Origin of the sequence: Actinotalea sp. C106 (genome assembly GCF_023630195.1) — a bacterium.
Classification (GTDB): domain Bacteria; phylum Actinomycetota; class Actinomycetes; order Actinomycetales; family Cellulomonadaceae; genus Actinotalea.
This window is the reverse complement of the sequence record NZ_JALPKN010000058.1, coordinates 1-14,424: the sequence shown is the minus strand read 5'-3', so window position 1 is coordinate 14,424 and position 14,424 is coordinate 1. Positions and strand designations below refer to the sequence as shown.

The 14,424-nt window shown below is 71.4% G+C and carries 15 protein-coding genes; 10 read left to right on the top strand and 5 right to left on the bottom strand.

From position 1 onward, the window contains the following. On the bottom strand, nt 1–769 hold a 769-nt coding region (locus L0B03_RS06155; RefSeq protein WP_250444865.1), incomplete at its 3' end, for a DUF4862 family protein. Nucleotides 770–1,009: 240 nt separating this feature from the next. On the opposite strand from L0B03_RS06155, the gene L0B03_RS06150 reads away from it, so the two are divergent. The 9 genes from L0B03_RS06150 to L0B03_RS06110 all read left to right on the top strand — a co-directional run bounded on the left by L0B03_RS06150 (nt 1,010) and on the right by L0B03_RS06110 (nt 9,414). Beyond that, complete coding sequence (locus L0B03_RS06150; protein ID WP_250444863.1) at nt 1,010–2,065, top strand: TRAP transporter substrate-binding protein; 1,056 nt, start codon at nt 1,010–1,012, stop codon at nt 2,063–2,065. Nucleotides 2,066–2,093: 28 nt separating this feature from the next. Continuing rightward, nucleotides 2,094–2,597 (top strand): TRAP transporter small permease, encoded by a 504-nt coding sequence (locus L0B03_RS06145; RefSeq protein WP_250444861.1) that lies wholly within the window; start codon nt 2,094–2,096, stop codon nt 2,595–2,597. A gap of 14 nt (nt 2,598–2,611) precedes the next feature. Then, complete coding sequence (locus tag L0B03_RS06140) at nt 2,612–3,922, top strand: TRAP transporter large permease (RefSeq protein WP_250444859.1); 1,311 nt, start codon at nt 2,612–2,614, stop codon at nt 3,920–3,922. 86 nt (nt 3,923–4,008) lie between these two features. After that, on the top strand, nt 4,009–4,848 hold the full coding sequence (gene kduI, locus L0B03_RS06135) for a 5-dehydro-4-deoxy-D-glucuronate isomerase (protein ID WP_250444857.1): 840 nt from the start codon (nt 4,009–4,011) through the stop codon (nt 4,846–4,848). A gap of 45 nt (nt 4,849–4,893) precedes the next feature. Beyond that, nucleotides 4,894–5,730: an IclR family transcriptional regulator gene (locus tag L0B03_RS06130; protein WP_250444845.1), complete on the top strand. Its 837-nt coding sequence runs from the start codon at nt 4,894–4,896 to the stop codon at nt 5,728–5,730. A 76-nt stretch (nt 5,731–5,806) separates the two neighbouring features. Next, nucleotides 5,807–6,598, top strand: coding sequence for an SDR family oxidoreductase (locus L0B03_RS06125; RefSeq protein ID WP_250444842.1), 792 nt, complete (start codon nt 5,807–5,809; stop codon nt 6,596–6,598). Beyond that, nucleotides 6,598–7,611, top strand: coding sequence for a C-terminal binding protein (locus L0B03_RS06120; RefSeq protein ID WP_250444840.1), 1,014 nt, complete (start codon nt 6,598–6,600; stop codon nt 7,609–7,611). The genes L0B03_RS06125 and L0B03_RS06120 overlap by 1 nt, the downstream gene beginning before the upstream one ends. A gap of 1 nt (nt 7,612) precedes the next feature. Beyond that, entirely contained in the window at nt 7,613–8,647 is a 1,035-nt protein-coding gene (locus L0B03_RS06115; RefSeq protein WP_250444838.1) for a zinc-binding dehydrogenase, read from the top strand. Continuing rightward, nucleotides 8,644–9,414, top strand: coding sequence for an SDR family oxidoreductase (locus L0B03_RS06110; RefSeq protein WP_250444836.1), 771 nt, complete (start codon nt 8,644–8,646; stop codon nt 9,412–9,414). The genes L0B03_RS06115 and L0B03_RS06110 overlap by 4 nt, the downstream gene beginning before the upstream one ends. Before the next feature lie 172 nt (nt 9,415–9,586). Here the strand turns inward: L0B03_RS06110 and L0B03_RS06105 are convergent, their stop codons facing one another. The 4 genes from L0B03_RS06105 to L0B03_RS06090 form a co-directional block, all read right to left on the bottom strand. Next, on the bottom strand, nt 9,587–10,486 hold the full coding sequence (locus L0B03_RS06105) for a PKD domain-containing protein (protein WP_250444834.1): 900 nt from the start codon (nt 10,484–10,486) through the stop codon (nt 9,587–9,589). Beyond that, on the bottom strand, nt 10,483–11,088 hold the full coding sequence (locus L0B03_RS06100; RefSeq protein ID WP_250444832.1) for a DUF6318 family protein: 606 nt from the start codon (nt 11,086–11,088) through the stop codon (nt 10,483–10,485). Before L0B03_RS06100 ends, L0B03_RS06105 begins: the two co-directional genes overlap by 4 nt. A 230-nt stretch (nt 11,089–11,318) precedes the next feature. Then, on the bottom strand, nt 11,319–12,083 hold the full coding sequence (locus tag L0B03_RS06095) for a FadR/GntR family transcriptional regulator (protein ID WP_250444830.1): 765 nt from the start codon (nt 12,081–12,083) through the stop codon (nt 11,319–11,321). 17 nt (nt 12,084–12,100) lie between these two features. Then, the gene (locus tag L0B03_RS06090) at nt 12,101–13,429 is read right to left on the bottom strand and encodes an L-fuconate dehydratase (protein ID WP_250444827.1); all 1,329 of its coding nucleotides are present in this window, start codon (nt 13,427–13,429) and stop codon (nt 12,101–12,103) included. 136 nt (nt 13,430–13,565) lie between these two features. Between L0B03_RS06090 and L0B03_RS06085 the strand changes: the two genes are divergently transcribed. Then, a partial coding sequence (locus L0B03_RS06085) for a 2-hydroxyacid dehydrogenase (RefSeq protein ID WP_250444826.1) occupies nt 13,566–14,424 on the top strand: 859 nt, incomplete at its 3' end.

The window sequence follows — 14,424 nt, the reverse complement described above, 5'->3', positions numbered from 1 at the left end:
CCCGCGGGGGGATGTGCGCGTCCGACCAGGCCGGTCCCCACGGCGTCTCGGTGCCGGCCGCCCCTGACAGGACCAGGGCGCCCAGCAGCCGGGCGTCGCGGGCTGCCCGGGCGTGGTCGACCGGGGTCTGCGCCGAACGGCCCTCGATGGCCGAGCGCCCCCAGTTGATGCTCAGACCGATCTTGGCGTCGGGCCCGAGAGCCTCGAGGGTCGCGAGCTCCTCGTCGAGGGTCAGGAAGCCCTTGGCGGCGTCCTGCCCGTCGACCTGCGCGTCGCAGTGCTCGAGCAGCACGCGGGCACCGGCGAGGTCCCACCCCGCGAGGGTCGTGAGCGACCGTCGCAGGTTGTCGAGGGATCCGCGCCCCGGCCCGGGGGCGCTGTGCACCTGGATGGCCGTGACGACCGGGCGGCCGTGCTCCTCGGCGAGGGTGCGGGCCAGGTCCCGGGCGCGGGCGACGTCGGCCAGGGCGGCCTCACGGGCGGCGTGGTCGGTCGAGGCCAGGCCGTAGCCGGCGTCCTCACCGAGCCGGTGCATGACGGTGGGGATGCAGGTCAGCAGCAGGTCCCAGGCCGGGTCGAGGTTGCGCTCGCGCCACGCGGGGGACAGCACGCCCCCGTCCTCCGGCAGGAGCGGGGCCTCGAGCCCTGCGATCGGCAGGTCGCGGACGGCGGCGTAGAGCTCGGCCTCCTCGGCGGGGTCGCCGGGGGCCATGGCGTAGGCGCCGAGCAGGGGCAGGGGGCGCGGGGCAGGGGCCTCGTCGATCGTCATCGTTCCTCCGAGGGGATGGGGCAGGTCTCGGAACCGTATCGATACCGGCGTAGGTCTTAGGGCCTGTTGTCAGGTTCCACCAGGCGGGCTAGTGTTCCGCAGGTCGGAACTTAGTTCCATCTACGGCACTGACATCGCGGTCAGCACGACCACGACGACAGCTCCCGACACACCGCGGACGTGCACACCGTCCGCGGGCACAGCCCGCTCACACCCCCGTGAGCCGACGAAGGAGTCACCATGAGGCGAAACAAGGCCGTTTCGATCACCGCGCTGGTCGGGGCATCTGCCCTGGCGCTCGCTGCGTGCAGCGCGGGAACGACCTCCCCCGGGGAGGGCGAGAACGGCGACGACACCAGCGCCGAGGTCGAGGCCAACGCCGACACGCTCGTCATGAAGGCGGCGTTCAACCAGCCTGAGTCCCACCCGCAGTACATCGTGCTCGACGAGCTCGGCGACAAGCTCTTCGAGGCGACCGACGGTGCCTACGACATCGAGGTCTTCCCGAACGAGACCCTCGGCGCCCAGCGCGAGACCATCGAGCTGATGCAGGCCGGCACGCTCGAGATGGCATACGTCGGCGGCCCGCTGCTCGAGAACTTCAACCCCGACTTCGTGGTGTTCAACCTGCCCTTCGTCTTCGACTCGCAGGACCACCAGCGCCAGGTCACCAACGACCCCGAGATCACCGAGGACCTCTACTCCTCCCTCGAGGACCAGAGCATCAAGGTCATGGGCGCCTTCCACGGCGGCATCCGGTCGGTCTACAACACCGAGAAGCCGATCAACACCCCCGAGGACCTCGCGGGCATGAAGATCCGCGTCATCGAGTCCGACACGAACATCGAGATGCTCAGCCTCATGGGCGGCACCGGGACCCCGATGGGCCAGGGCGAGGTCTACACGGCCATGCAGTCCGGTCTGCTCGAGGGCGGCGAGAACAACGAGCTCATCTACTACAACCTTAAGCAGCACGAGGTCGCGCCGTACTACAGCTACACGCGCCACCTCATGTTCCCCGACTACCTGATCATCAACCCGACGGTCTGGGACGCGATGTCGCCCGAGCACCAGGAGGCCTTCGACGGGCTCCTCGACGAGGCCATCGAGCGCGAGGCCGAGCTCTGGGAGGAGCAGGTCACCGAGGCCAAGGCCGCGGCCGAGGCCGAGGGTGCCCAGTTCAACGAGGTCGACGTCGACGCCTTCGCCGAGGTCATCGCCCCGCTGACGGAGGAGAAGATCGACAACGAGGTGACGCAGACCATCTACGACCAGGTCCGCGCCGCGGTCTCCTGATCGCCCCCGTCCCGAAGAGGCCCATCCCATGACTGCAGCAAAGAATGCGCTGGACCGCGTCCTGACGTGGGTGTGCGTGGCACTGTTCGCCGCGCTCGTCATCGACGTCGCGTGGCAGGTCTTCGCTCGCCAGGTCCTCGACCAGCCCAGCGGCTGGTCCGAGGAGCTCGCCAAGTACCTGTTCATCTGGCTGGGCCTCTTCGGGGCGGCACTCGTCTTCGGAGAGCGCGGGCACATCGCGGTCGACGTCGCGGTGCGCAAGCTCCCTCGCGGCGCCCAGACCGTGCTGATGGTGATCGTGCAGCTCGCGATCCTCACCTTCGCGGTCCTGGCCCTCATCTGGGGCGGGTTCAGCGTCGTCGACCTCGCCTGGGCCCAGAACCTCACCGGTCTGCCGGTCAACGTCGGCCCGCTGTACCTCGCGCTGCCGATCTCGGGCGTGCTCATCGCCTTCTACACCGTCTACCACCTGGTCCGGATCCTCACGGGCGCCGAGCGCCCCGTCGAGGCCACCGAGCCGGACGTCCTGTGAAGGAGCGCTGACCCATGGATCCAGCAGCACTCGCAGCGCTCATCCTGGTCGCGGGCATCGCGATCTTCCTGGTGATCGGTGCGCCGATCAGCATCGCCGTCGGGCTCTCGTCCCTGACCGCCCTGTTCGTCATCCTCGGCGTCGAGAACGGCGTCCTGACCTCGGCCCAGCAGATCTTCCGCGGGATCAACTCGTTCCCCTTGCTGGCCATCCCGTTCTTCGTCCTGGCCGGCGTGATCATGAACAACGGAGGGATAGCCCTCCGCCTGATCAACGCGGCGAAGGTCATGGTCGGGCGGACCCCCGGGTCCCTCGCCCAGACCAACGTCGCGGCCAACGCCCTCTTCGGCGCCGTGAGCGGTTCGGGGGTCGCGGCCGCCGCGGCCATCGGCTCGACCATGGGGCCCATCCAGGCCAAGGAGGGCTACAACCGCGGGTTCGCGGCGGCGACCAACATCGCCTCGGCCCCGGCGGGGATGCTCATCCCGCCGAGCAACCTGATGATCGTCTACTCGCTGGTCTCGGGGGCCTCGATCGCGGCCCTGTTCGTGGCCGGGTACGTCCCCGGTCTCCTCTGGGCGGCGGTGTGCATGGTCATCGTGTTCCTCTACGCCCGCAAGCGTCCCGAGCTGAAGATGACCGAGCGCATCGGCTTCACCGAGGGCGCCAAGACGATCCTCATCGCGGTGCCGGCCCTGCTGCTCATCGTCGTGGTGATCGGCGGCATCCTGCGGGGCATCTTCACCCCGACCGAGGCCTCGAACATCGCGGTGATCTACTCCCTGGTCCTCTCGGCCGTCTACAAGTCGATCAAGTTCCGGGACCTGCCGCGCATCCTCATGGACGCGGCCCGCACCACCTCGGTCGTGATGTTCCTCATCGGGGTCTCCTCGATCATGGGCTTCGTCATGTCCTTCGCCCAGATCCCGGCGATGGTCTCCGAGGCGATGTTCACGATCTCCGAGAGCCCCGTGGTGCTGCTGCTGCTGATCGCCATGGTCCTCCTGGTCGTGGGGCTCTTCATGGACCCGACGCCCGCGGTGCTGATCTTCACGCCGATCTTCCTCCCGATCGTCGCGGCCTTCGGGATCCACCCCGTGCACTTCGGGATCATGATGGTCTTCGCCCTCTCGGTCGGGACCATCACACCCCCCGTCGGGCCGATCCTCTTCGTCGGCGCCAAGGTCGCCGGGCTCGGCATCGAGGACGTCGTGCGGCGGCTCATGCCGTTCTTCGCGGCGCTGGTCGCCCTGCTGGTGATGGTGATCTTCACCCCGGCCCTGTCGATGTGGCTGCCGACCACCCTCCAGCTGGTCACCCCCTGATCCCACCGGCCGGCGGCTGCCCCCCGCGCGCCGCCGGCCGGTGGCCCAGTCCTTCCCGCCAGACCCCGTCCTTCGAAAGGCCCATCATGGAACAGCGCTACGCCACCAGCCCCGAGCAGATCCCCGGGATGGACACGGCCGAGCTGCGACGCCGGTACCTCGTCCCCGGTCTCTTCGCCGACGACGAGGCCCGTGCTGTCTACACCCACCACGACCGCGTGGTGCTGGCCGGGGTCCGCCCCGTGCGCACCACCGTGACGCTGCCGACCTTCCCCGAGATCCGCTCGGAGTTCTTCTTCGAGCACCGTGAGGCGGGCATCGTCAACGTGGGCGGTGCCGGGACCATCACGGTGGACGGCACGAACTACGACGTCGGGCACGCCTCGTGCCTGTACGTGGGCCGCGGTGCCCGCGAGGTCACCTTCAGCTCGGCCGACGCCTCGGGCGAGCAGGGCCCGGCCCGGTTCTACCTGGTCTCGGCACCGGCGCACACCGCCTACCCGACGACCCTCGTCGAGGCCGGCACCGGGACCGTGCGCGAGCTCGGCGACCCGCTCACCTCGAACCGGCGCACCCTCAACCAGTACATCCACGAGAACGGCGTGCGCAGCTGCCAGGTCGTCATGGGCGTCACCACGCTGCACCCCGGGAGCATGTGGAACACCATGCCTGCCCACACCCACGACCGGCGGATGGAGGCCTACCTGTACTTCGGCCTCCCCGAGGAGGCGCGGGTCATCCACATCCTCGGACGGCCGGACGAGACCCGGCACATGGTCGTGGCCGACGAGGAGGCGATCATCTCCCCGAGCTGGTCCGTGCACTCGGGCGTCGGCACCGCCTCCTACAGCTTCGTGTGGGCGATGGCGGGGGAGAACCAGTCCTTCGACGACATGGACGGGTTCCCCATCACCGAGATGCGATGAGCCAGGCTGGTCATCCACCCATCGACCGACGGACAGGCGAGAACCATGACGAGCGAGAGCGTACGGACCGCGTCCGCGCGTGACACCGGGCCGATCGGGACCCCGCAGACGGGCGACGGCGTGGTCGTCCCCGCCGTCGCGAGTGCGAACGCGAGCGAGAAGACGCTCCTCGTGCTCGAAGCGGCCCTCGCGAACCCGCGGTTCACCGACGTCGTCGCCGCCACAGGACTCGCCAAGGCCACGACCCACCGGATCATCAGCACCCTCGTGACCCGGGGGTTCGTCAGCCTGGCGCAGGACGGCACCTACCTGCCCGGGCCGCAGATCCTGGCCCTGGCAGGGCGCGCCCTGCAGCGGATCGACATCTCGGCGATCGCGCAGCCCTACGTCGACGAGCTCGTCGAGGAGGTGCACTGCACGATCCACGTGGGTGCGGCCAACGGTGACGAGATCATCTACCTGATCCGCTCGGACTCCGACAAGCCGTACCAGATGCCCTCGCGGGTCGGCCACGCGATCCCGATGCACTCCTCGGGCATCGGCAAGGCGGTCCTGGCGGGCTACACCGACGAGGAGCTCGAGCGGTTCGTGGCCCGGGTCGGCCTGCCCCGACGCACCGAGCACACCCTCACCACCATCGACGAGCTGCGCGCCGAGATCGAGCAGGTCCGCCGGTGCGGCTACTCCCTGGACCGTGAGGAGAACGTGCCCGGCGTGGCCTGCGTCGCGGCGCCGATCCGGGACCACACCGGGACCGTGAGGTACGGCCTGAGCATCTCGACCATCACCCTCGAGCACACCCTCGAGCAGGTCGAGGCCATGCACGAGGCCGCCACCCGCACCGCCGACCGCATCTCCACCGCCCTGGGGTACGTCCCCTGAGGCAGACACCGACCAGCACGACCCGCACCCGCACCGGACCAGTGGTCCGCACCGACCCGATCGAGAGAGCACCACGATGACGAACAGCCCGACCACCCCCGCAGCCTTCGCCGAGCAGCTCCTCAGCCTCGAGGGCAAGCTCGCCGTCGTCACCGGCGCCAGCCAGGGCATCGGCCTGGCGATCGCCGAGACGCTCGCGACCGCCGGGGCCGACGTCATCGGCGTCAGCTATGACATCGAGGAGGGCGACAGCCCCACCCGCCAGGCCGTCGAGGCCCAGGGCAGGAGCTTCACCCCGATCAAGTCCGACTTCTCCGACCGTGCCCAGGTCGCCGAGCTCGCCGCGGACCTGGCCGGCCGCGGCGTCGACATCCTGGTCAACAACGGCGGGACCATCCGCCGCACCCCGGCCGCCCAGCACTCCGACGAGGACTTCGACCACGTGCTCGACGTGAACCTGCGCACGGCGTGGGTCCTCTCGCGCGAGGTCGGGCGCACCATGATCGAGCGCGGCTCGGGGCGCATCGTCAACACCGCGTCGATGCTGAGCTTCCAGGGCGGCATCAACGTGCCGGGCTACACCTCCTCGAAGTCCGCGATCGCCGGGCTCACCCGGGCCCTGGCCAACGAGTGGGCCCAGTACGGGGTCAACGTCAACGCCGTGGCCCCCGGCTACGTCGCGACGGCCAACACCCACGACCTGCGCCAGGACCCCGAGCGCAGCAAGGCGATCCTCGACCGCATCCCCGCCGGACGCTGGGCCGAGGCCTCGGACATCGCCGGTGCCGTCCTGTTCCTCTCGAGCCATGCTGCGGACTACGTGCACGGCGTCGTCCTGCCGGTCGACGGTGGCTGGCTGGCGCGCTGATGCGCATCGTCATCACCGAGTGCGACCACGACTCCTTCGACGCCGAGCACGAGGTCGCCGACCCCGTCGGGGCCGAGCTGGTCCTGACCCAGTCCCGCGACGCGACCGAGCTGGTCGAGAACGCCGCGGGGGCTGAGGGGATCCTCGTGCAGTACGCGCAGATCACGGCAGAGGTGATGGACGCCCTGCCGGCGCTGCGCGCCATCGGTCGCTACGGGGTCGGGGTCGACTCGGTGGACGTCGCGGCGGCGACCGAGCGTGGGATCGCCGTCTGCAACGTGCCCGACTACGGGACCGAGGCCGTCTCGGACCACGCCGTGGGCATGGCCCTGGCCGCCGCCCGGGGCATCCCCCGGCTCGACCGGGGCGTGCGTGCAGGCTCCTTCGACCTCGCCGTGGTGCGGCCGCTCTACCAGACGCGGGACCGCGTGTTCGGCGTGGTCGGCATGGGCCTGATCGGCACCGCGACCGCCCGCAAGGCCGCCGGCCTGGGCTACGAGGTGATCGGGTACGACGTCGCCGCCGAGCCAGGGGCGGCCACCTTCCACGGGTTCACGTCGGTCTCCCTCGACGAGCTGCTCGAGCGGTCCCAGGTGGTCTCGCTGCACACGCCGCTGACCGACAGCACCCGCGGCATGATCGGCGCGGCCGAGCTCGCCCGCATGCGCACCGACGCGATCCTGGTCAACACCAGCCGCGGGGGCGTGCTCGACACCCCGGCCCTGGTCGACGCCCTCGCGGCGGGCAGCATCCGGGGTGCCGCGATCGACGTGCACGAGCAGGAGCCCCTGCCCCCCGACCACCCGCTGACGACCTTCGACTCGGTGGTCCTCACCCCGCACCTGGCCTGGTACACCGAGGAGTCCTACGACGAGCTCAAGCGCCGCACGGTCGCGAACGTGATCGACGTGGTCGCCGACCGGGGGCCCCGCAACATCGTCAACCCCGAGGTGCTCGGCGCCCCGGGACGGAACGCGACCTGTGCGCCGGTCGCCGTCGGATCAGGAGCGTGAGATGACCACCATGAGGGCAGCGGTGTGGACCGGGACCGACGAGGTCGAGGTCCGTGAGATCGAGACCCCCGAGGTCCCCGAGGGCTGGGCCCTGGTCCGCATCGCCTACAACGGCATCTGCGGCACCGACCTGTCGATCTTCCACGGCAAGCACCCGCGCGCCCAGGCGCCGCTGGTCATGGGCCACGAGATGTCCGGCTGGGTCGAGCGCGCGGGGGCCAGCGGCCCCGCCGAGGGCAGTCTCGTCACGGTCGAGCCGCTGATCAGCTGCGGCGAGTGCAAGGCCTGCCGCGACGGCCACGCGCACGTCTGCCGTCGCCTGGGCCTCTACGGGATCGACGCCCCGGGCGGGATGGCCGAGTACGTGGCCCTGCCCCCCGAGGTGCTGCACGCTGTGCCCGACGGCGTGGACCCGCGCACCGCGACCCTCGCCGAGCCCCTCGCGGTCGCCGTCCACGCGCTGGCACTCTCGGGCATGGAGCGCGGGGACACGGTCGCCGTCTACGGCGCCGGCCCCATCGGTGTGCTGACCGCCCTGGTCGCCCGGCACGAGGGCGCGGGCACGGTGGTCATCACCGAGCCGAGCGCCTGGCGCCGCGAGGTGGCCGAGGGGATGGGCTTCACCGTCGTGCCCGCGGGCTCGAGCATGATCGAGGTGCTGGCCGAGCTGACCGACGGTGAAGGGGCCGACACGACCTTCGACTCCGCGGCGCACCCGAGCGTGGCCGCCGAGCTCACCGCCGCCACCCGCGTGCTGGGGCGGATCGTCGTCGTCGGCGTGTACAAGCAGCCGACCCCGCTGGACCTGCAGGCCGTGTGCTTCAAGGAGCAGTCGATGGTCGGGGTGCGCGTGTACACCTCGGCCGACATGGCGCGGGCCATCGAGCTCATCGCCTCGGGGGACCTGGGCCTGGACCGCTTCCCGACCAAGGCCTTCGACCTCGCGCAGGTCGGCGAGGCCTTCGACGCCGCGACCACCGGTCAGGACTGCCTCAAGGTCCTGGTCACCCCCCTCGACGGAAAGGCCGACGCATGAGCACCACGCCCGCCCCCCAGCCCTTCGACCTCACCGGCCGCACCGCGGTCGTCACCGGCGGCGCCCGCGGCCTGGGCCTCGGGGTCTCGACGGCCCTGCTCGACGCGGGGGCCGACGTCGTGGTCATGGCGCGCGGTGGCCTGACCGACGAGCTGCTCGCCCACGCCGAGGCCCGCGGGCGGACGGTGCACTTCCAGGCCGTGGACCTGTCCGACGGTGAGGTCGTGGCCGAGGCCGCGCAGGCGGTGCTCGCCGAGCACCAGGTCGACATCCTGGTGAACAACGCTGGCACCCAGGACCGCCACCCCGCGGTCGACTTCCCGCTCGACTCCTGGGACGCGGTGCTCGACATCAACCTGCGCTCGGTGTTCCAGCTGTGCCAGATCTTCGGGCGGCCCATGCTCGAGCGCGGCGAGGGCAAGGTCATCAACTTCGCCTCGCTGCTGACCTTCCAGGGCGGCATCACCGTGCCCGCGTACGCCGCGAGCAAGGGGGCCGTCGGGCAGCTGACCAAGGCCCTGTGCAACGAGTGGGCGGGCAAGGGCGTCAACGTCAACGCGGTGGCCCCCGGCTACATGGCGACCGACATGAACGAGGCCCTGCTGGCCGACCCGGTACGCCTCGAGCAGCTCTCGGTCCGCATCCCCGCTGGCCGCTGGGGCACCGCCGAGGACATGGGCAACGTCGTCGTCTTCCTCGCCTCGCCGGCCGCCGCGTACATCCACGGCCAGGTCCTCGCCGTCGACGGCGGCTGGCTGGCCCGCTAGTTCTCCCGCGCGGCGCGCGAGCTCTCCTCATCGGGGTCGATCGGGGTCACATAGTGACCCTGATCGACCCCATCCTGGTCGTCCCGGGCACCGCCGCGGGCCAGCACTCCGGATCGGGGTCGATCAGGGTCGGATGGTGACCCTGATCGACCCCGATCTCGCGTGGGCAGGCTCAGTCGAGGGGGTCGGCGACCAGCTGGGAGCGGGCGCTGACCACGTCGGTCGGGAAGGGGGCCGAGGTGGTGGTCGCGGTGCCGGCGACGGGGAGCCAGGGTCCGGTGCCGGCGAGCTGGTACTCGCCCTGCCAGGTGGTGGTGAGGGTGACCGCGTAGGTCCCTTCACGTGTGTAGGCCTGGGCGACGTTGTGGTCGGGGTAGGGCCGGCCGGCGTCCGTCGTGGTCAGCGGGTCTGACCCGTCGCCGAGGTCCCACGCGAACTCGACGGGGGTGGCGCGCACCGTCACGGGCACGCCGAGCACGTCGGTGGTCAGGATCTGCGGTTCTGCGCTGGTCATGAGGATCAGGTCCATCCCGACCAGGCCGCGACCGTCGGCCGGCTGGAACACCGGGGACGAGGGCTGCAGCGGCAGCCGACGGAACTGCTCCGCGGTGAGGACGACAGCCTGGGCGGCGGCGGCGTCCTCGGCGCACCCGCCCTCGTCGACCTGCTCCCACTCGCCCGAGGCCGCGCCCGAGGAGTCGACGGGGCGGGAGAACAGCGGCTGGAGGTAGTCCGACCCGTCCTCGCAGTCCGGTGTGAGGTAGGTGCCGCCCTCACCCAGGCAGGTCTCCGTGCCGTCCATCCAGTCCTCGGCCACGCAGAACCCGACGGGGATGCGGCGGTACTCGGGCGCTGGCGTGCTAGAGGTGCTCGGCGACGCGGCGGATGCTGCGTCGCCGGAGCCCGCGCCCCGCTGCTCGTGTCTCCCGACGACGACGGAGTCGTCGCTTGCCTCCGCGCCCCACCAGTCGCCGCCCGACACGCGCACGGCCGCCTGAGCCGCGCCGCCAGAGGCGAGGGACACGGTGAGAAGGAGCGTGACGAGTCCACCTACCGCCATCCTCTGGCTCATGACGTCTCCGTCTGGCCGCCGCTTCCCTCGAGCAGCACCCATCCCTGCTCGGTGAAGCTCACGTCCAGGACCGCCGTCCCTGACTCCTCGGCGAGAGTCTCGGCCGTCTCACCTGCGGCGTCGAGCTCTTCGCCAGCACCGAACGTATAGTCGACCTCGACGGCTCGGGCATTGATCGTCGTGTCGGTGCCGATCACTCGGCTCGAGTGGATGCTGACACCGCCACCGCGCATCCCGCCGGAAGCGTGCAGTGTCACTGCGCGCTCGCGGACGTTCGTGCAGAGGCTGCAGCTTTCGATCGTGACCGCGTCCCACTCGGTCGTGTCCCCGGTGGACAGGACGTAGGCGAACAGCTCCAGGAAGTACTTCGCCGCTGCTACGGCTCCGGCCTCGTCGGCGCGGTCCATCGCCGCGGGGCGGGTCGGTGCCACCGCGACCGGCTCGCTGGGCTCGGGGCTCGGCGTCGGGGCTGCCGTCGGGGCCGTCGTCGCCGGGGGTGTGGTGGGCTCGGGTTCGTCGGGGGTGCACCCCACGACGAGGGTCAGCGCGAGCATCGTCCCGGCCGCACGCAGCACGCGACGTCGGCCCGCCCCCTGAGTCATGGCAGGTGACCCTAGCAACGGTGAACCGGGTCATGACGGGGCGTTCCGGACCTGTGGATGACCGCACATCCACCGCCGGGCGTCAGTCGAGGCTCCGGTCGGTGCCGTCCGCGTGCGATCGGGGTTGATCGGGGTCACATGGCGACCCCGATCGACCCCGATCTTGAGCGCCAGCCAGGCCCCGGCCCCGGCACGACTCTGACCCGGAGGCATCAGGGCGCCCCCAACACTCACCCCTGGGCGCGGAGGAAGTCCTCGACCTCGAGGAGGTGGGCGGCCATCCGGACGCGGGCCCGCTCGGGGTCGCCGGCGAGGACCGCGTCGAGGATGGCCTCGTGCTCGTCCTGGGTGCGCTCGTCGGCCCCGGCCTGGGTGATCCCGCGCCACAGGCGGTGCCGCGCAGTCCTCCCGGCGAGTGCCTCGACCAGGGCCCCGAGCACGGGGTTGGCAGCGGCCTCGGCGAGGGCCCGGTGGAAGGCGATGTCAGCCTCGAGGAGGGCCTCGTGGTCGGCGGGGTCCGGAGCGGCAGCCCCCTCGCCCTCCGCCGCCCGGCTCCCTCTCGCCCTCGGCCCGCCGGTCAGTAAGGGCCGGGCGGCGAGGGTCGCCGCGGAGTCGTCGAGGGCCTCCCGTGCACGGGCCAGGGCCTCGCCCGCCCGGGCGGCGTTGCTCGCGGCGAGCCCGGCGACCTCGGTCTCGAGCATCCGGCGCACGGTGTGCACGTGCAGGGCGTGCCCGGCGCCCTGGAGCTCGACGACGAGCCCGAGGGGGGCGACCAGCAGGCTCGGGTCCAGGCTCGTCACATACGTGCCGTCCCCCTGGCGCGAGTCGACGACCCCGAGGACCGACAGCGCCCGGACCCCCTCGCGCAGCGACCCCCGGGAGACGCCGAGGGTCGCTGCCAGGTCCTTCTCGACCGGGAGCCGGTCTCCGGGGGCCAGGCTCCCGTCGAGGATCATCGCGGTGATGCCGTCGACGACGCGGTCGGTGCGGGACATGCGAGGAGTATCCCGGCTCAGGGGGCCTCGAGGACCAGCCGGCCGGCCCAGTAGGTGCCGTCGGGGAAGCGGAACTCCTCGATCGAGGCGGCGTGCATCTCGGTCGAGTACCCAGGCTGGCTCGGCAGCGTGTAGGCGGCCTCGCGGACGACGCACGGGTCGGTGAAGTGCTCGTGCAGGTGGTCCACGAACTCGGTGACCCGCCCCTCGCGCGTCCCGCTGACGGCCACGAAGTCGAGCATCGAGACGTGCTGGACCATCTCGCACAGGCCCACCCCGCCGGCGTGCGGGCAGACGGGGACGCCGAACTTCGCGGCCAGGAGCAGGACGGCGACGATCTCGTTGAGGGAGCCGAGCCGCCCGGCGTCCAGCTGGCAGAAGTCCAGCGCCCCGGCCTGCATGAACTGCTTGAACATGACCCGGTTGTGGCAGTGCTCGCCGGTGGCGATCCCGACGGGCGCGACCCCGCGGCCGATCGCGGCGTGGCCGAGCACGTCGTCGGGGCTGGTGGGCTCCTCGATCCAGAGCAGGTCGAACTGCGCGAGGGCGTTGGTCCACTCGATGGCCTGGTCGACGTCCCACACCTGGTTGGCGTCGATCATCAGGGTGCGGTCCGGGCCGATCACCTCGCGGGCGATGCCGCAGCGGCGGATGTCGTCCTCGAGGTTGGCGCCGACCTTGAGCTTGATGTGCTGGTAGCCCTCGTCGACGGCCTCCTGGCACAGGCGACGCAGCTTGTCGTCGTCGTACCCGAGCCAGCCGGCCGAGGTGGTGTAGCAGGGGTAGCCGGTGGCCTCGAGCTCGGCGATCCGCTCGGCCTTGCCGGACTCCTTGGCGCGCAGCAGGGCGATGGCCTCCTCGCGGGTCAGCGCGTCGGAGAGGTAGCGCAGGTCGGCGACGTCGACCAGCTGCTCGGGGGTCATGTCGGCGAGCAGGCGCCACACGGGCTTGCCCGCCAGACGCCCGGCGAGGTCCCACGCGGCGTTCATCACCGCGGACAACGACAGGTGGACCACGCCCTTCTCGGGTCCGAGCCAGCGGATCTGCGCGTCCGAGGTCAGGTGCCGGTAGACGGCGCCCATGTCGGCAGCCATCTCCTCGAGGTCCATGCCGACGAGCAGCTCGGCCTGCTGACGGGCGGCGACGGCGACGATGTCGTTGCCCCGGCCCGTGGTGAAGGTCAGGCCGAAGCCTGCGAGCGGGGCGCCGTCGGCCGCGGTGCCGTCGGTGCGCAGCACGACGTAGGCGGCCGAGTAGTCACCGTCCTTGTTCATGGCGTCCGAGCCGTCGGCGGTGAGCGAGGTCGGGAAGCGGACGTCCTCGATCTCGATGCTGGTGATGCGCATGGGGAGCTCCTCGGTGCGGGCTGGGGTACTCCCACCGTAGAGCCAATCATCAGATGAATCTACCTCACTGTCGGCTCTGCTGCCGCTACCCTGGCCCAGGCGGCCCCTAGTAGTCGGATGTATCGAGGAGAGAACCATGACAACGACCCCGTACCGCGTCGGCGTGACGGCCGAGGGCGTCGAGCCCGACGGCACCACGCTCTTCGGGGACATCGGCCTCGAGCGACTGGCCGCCGCAGGCCTCTCCTGGGAGGTCATGCCCCCCGCGGCCGGCCATGCCCCGGCCCCCGAGGACCTCGAGCCCTACGACGCCGTGCTGTCGATCGGGCACCTGCAGTTCACCCGCGAGGTGGTCGCCGCGGCGCCCCGGCTGCGGCACGTCGCGCGGTTCGGTGCCGGATACGACGGGATCGACCTGGAGGCCCTGGCCGACGCCGGCGTCGTGGTCACCAACACCCCGGAGGCCGTGCGTCGACCGCTCGCGGCCTCGGCCGTCACCCTCCTGCTCGCCCTGGCCCACCGGCTCCTGGAGAACCACGCCGCAGCCACTTCAGGGCGCTGGTCCGAGCGGGGGCGGTACCGAGGGCCCGGGATCGCCGGCCGGACCGTCGGGATCATCGGCCTGGGCAGCGTCGGGGCCGACGTCGCCCGCCTGCTCGCCCCGTTCGGTGCCCGCGTCGTCACCCAGGACCGCCCCTCGGCGCGGGACCGCGCGGCCGAGCTCGGCATCGACTGCCTCCCGCTCGAGGACCTCGTCGCCCAGTCCGACTACGTCGTGCTGACAGCCGCACTGACCCCCACCTCTCGCCACATGGTCGACGCCGCCTTCCTCGCGGCGATGAAGCCCACCGCCTCGCTCGTCAACGTGGCCCGCGGCGGGCTCGTCGACCAGCCGGCCCTGACCGCCGCGCTCGCGGAGGGCGGCATCACCGGGGCCGGGCTCGACGTCCTGGACCCCGCGCCGCCCCTGCCCGGCGACCCCCTGCTGCGCCTGC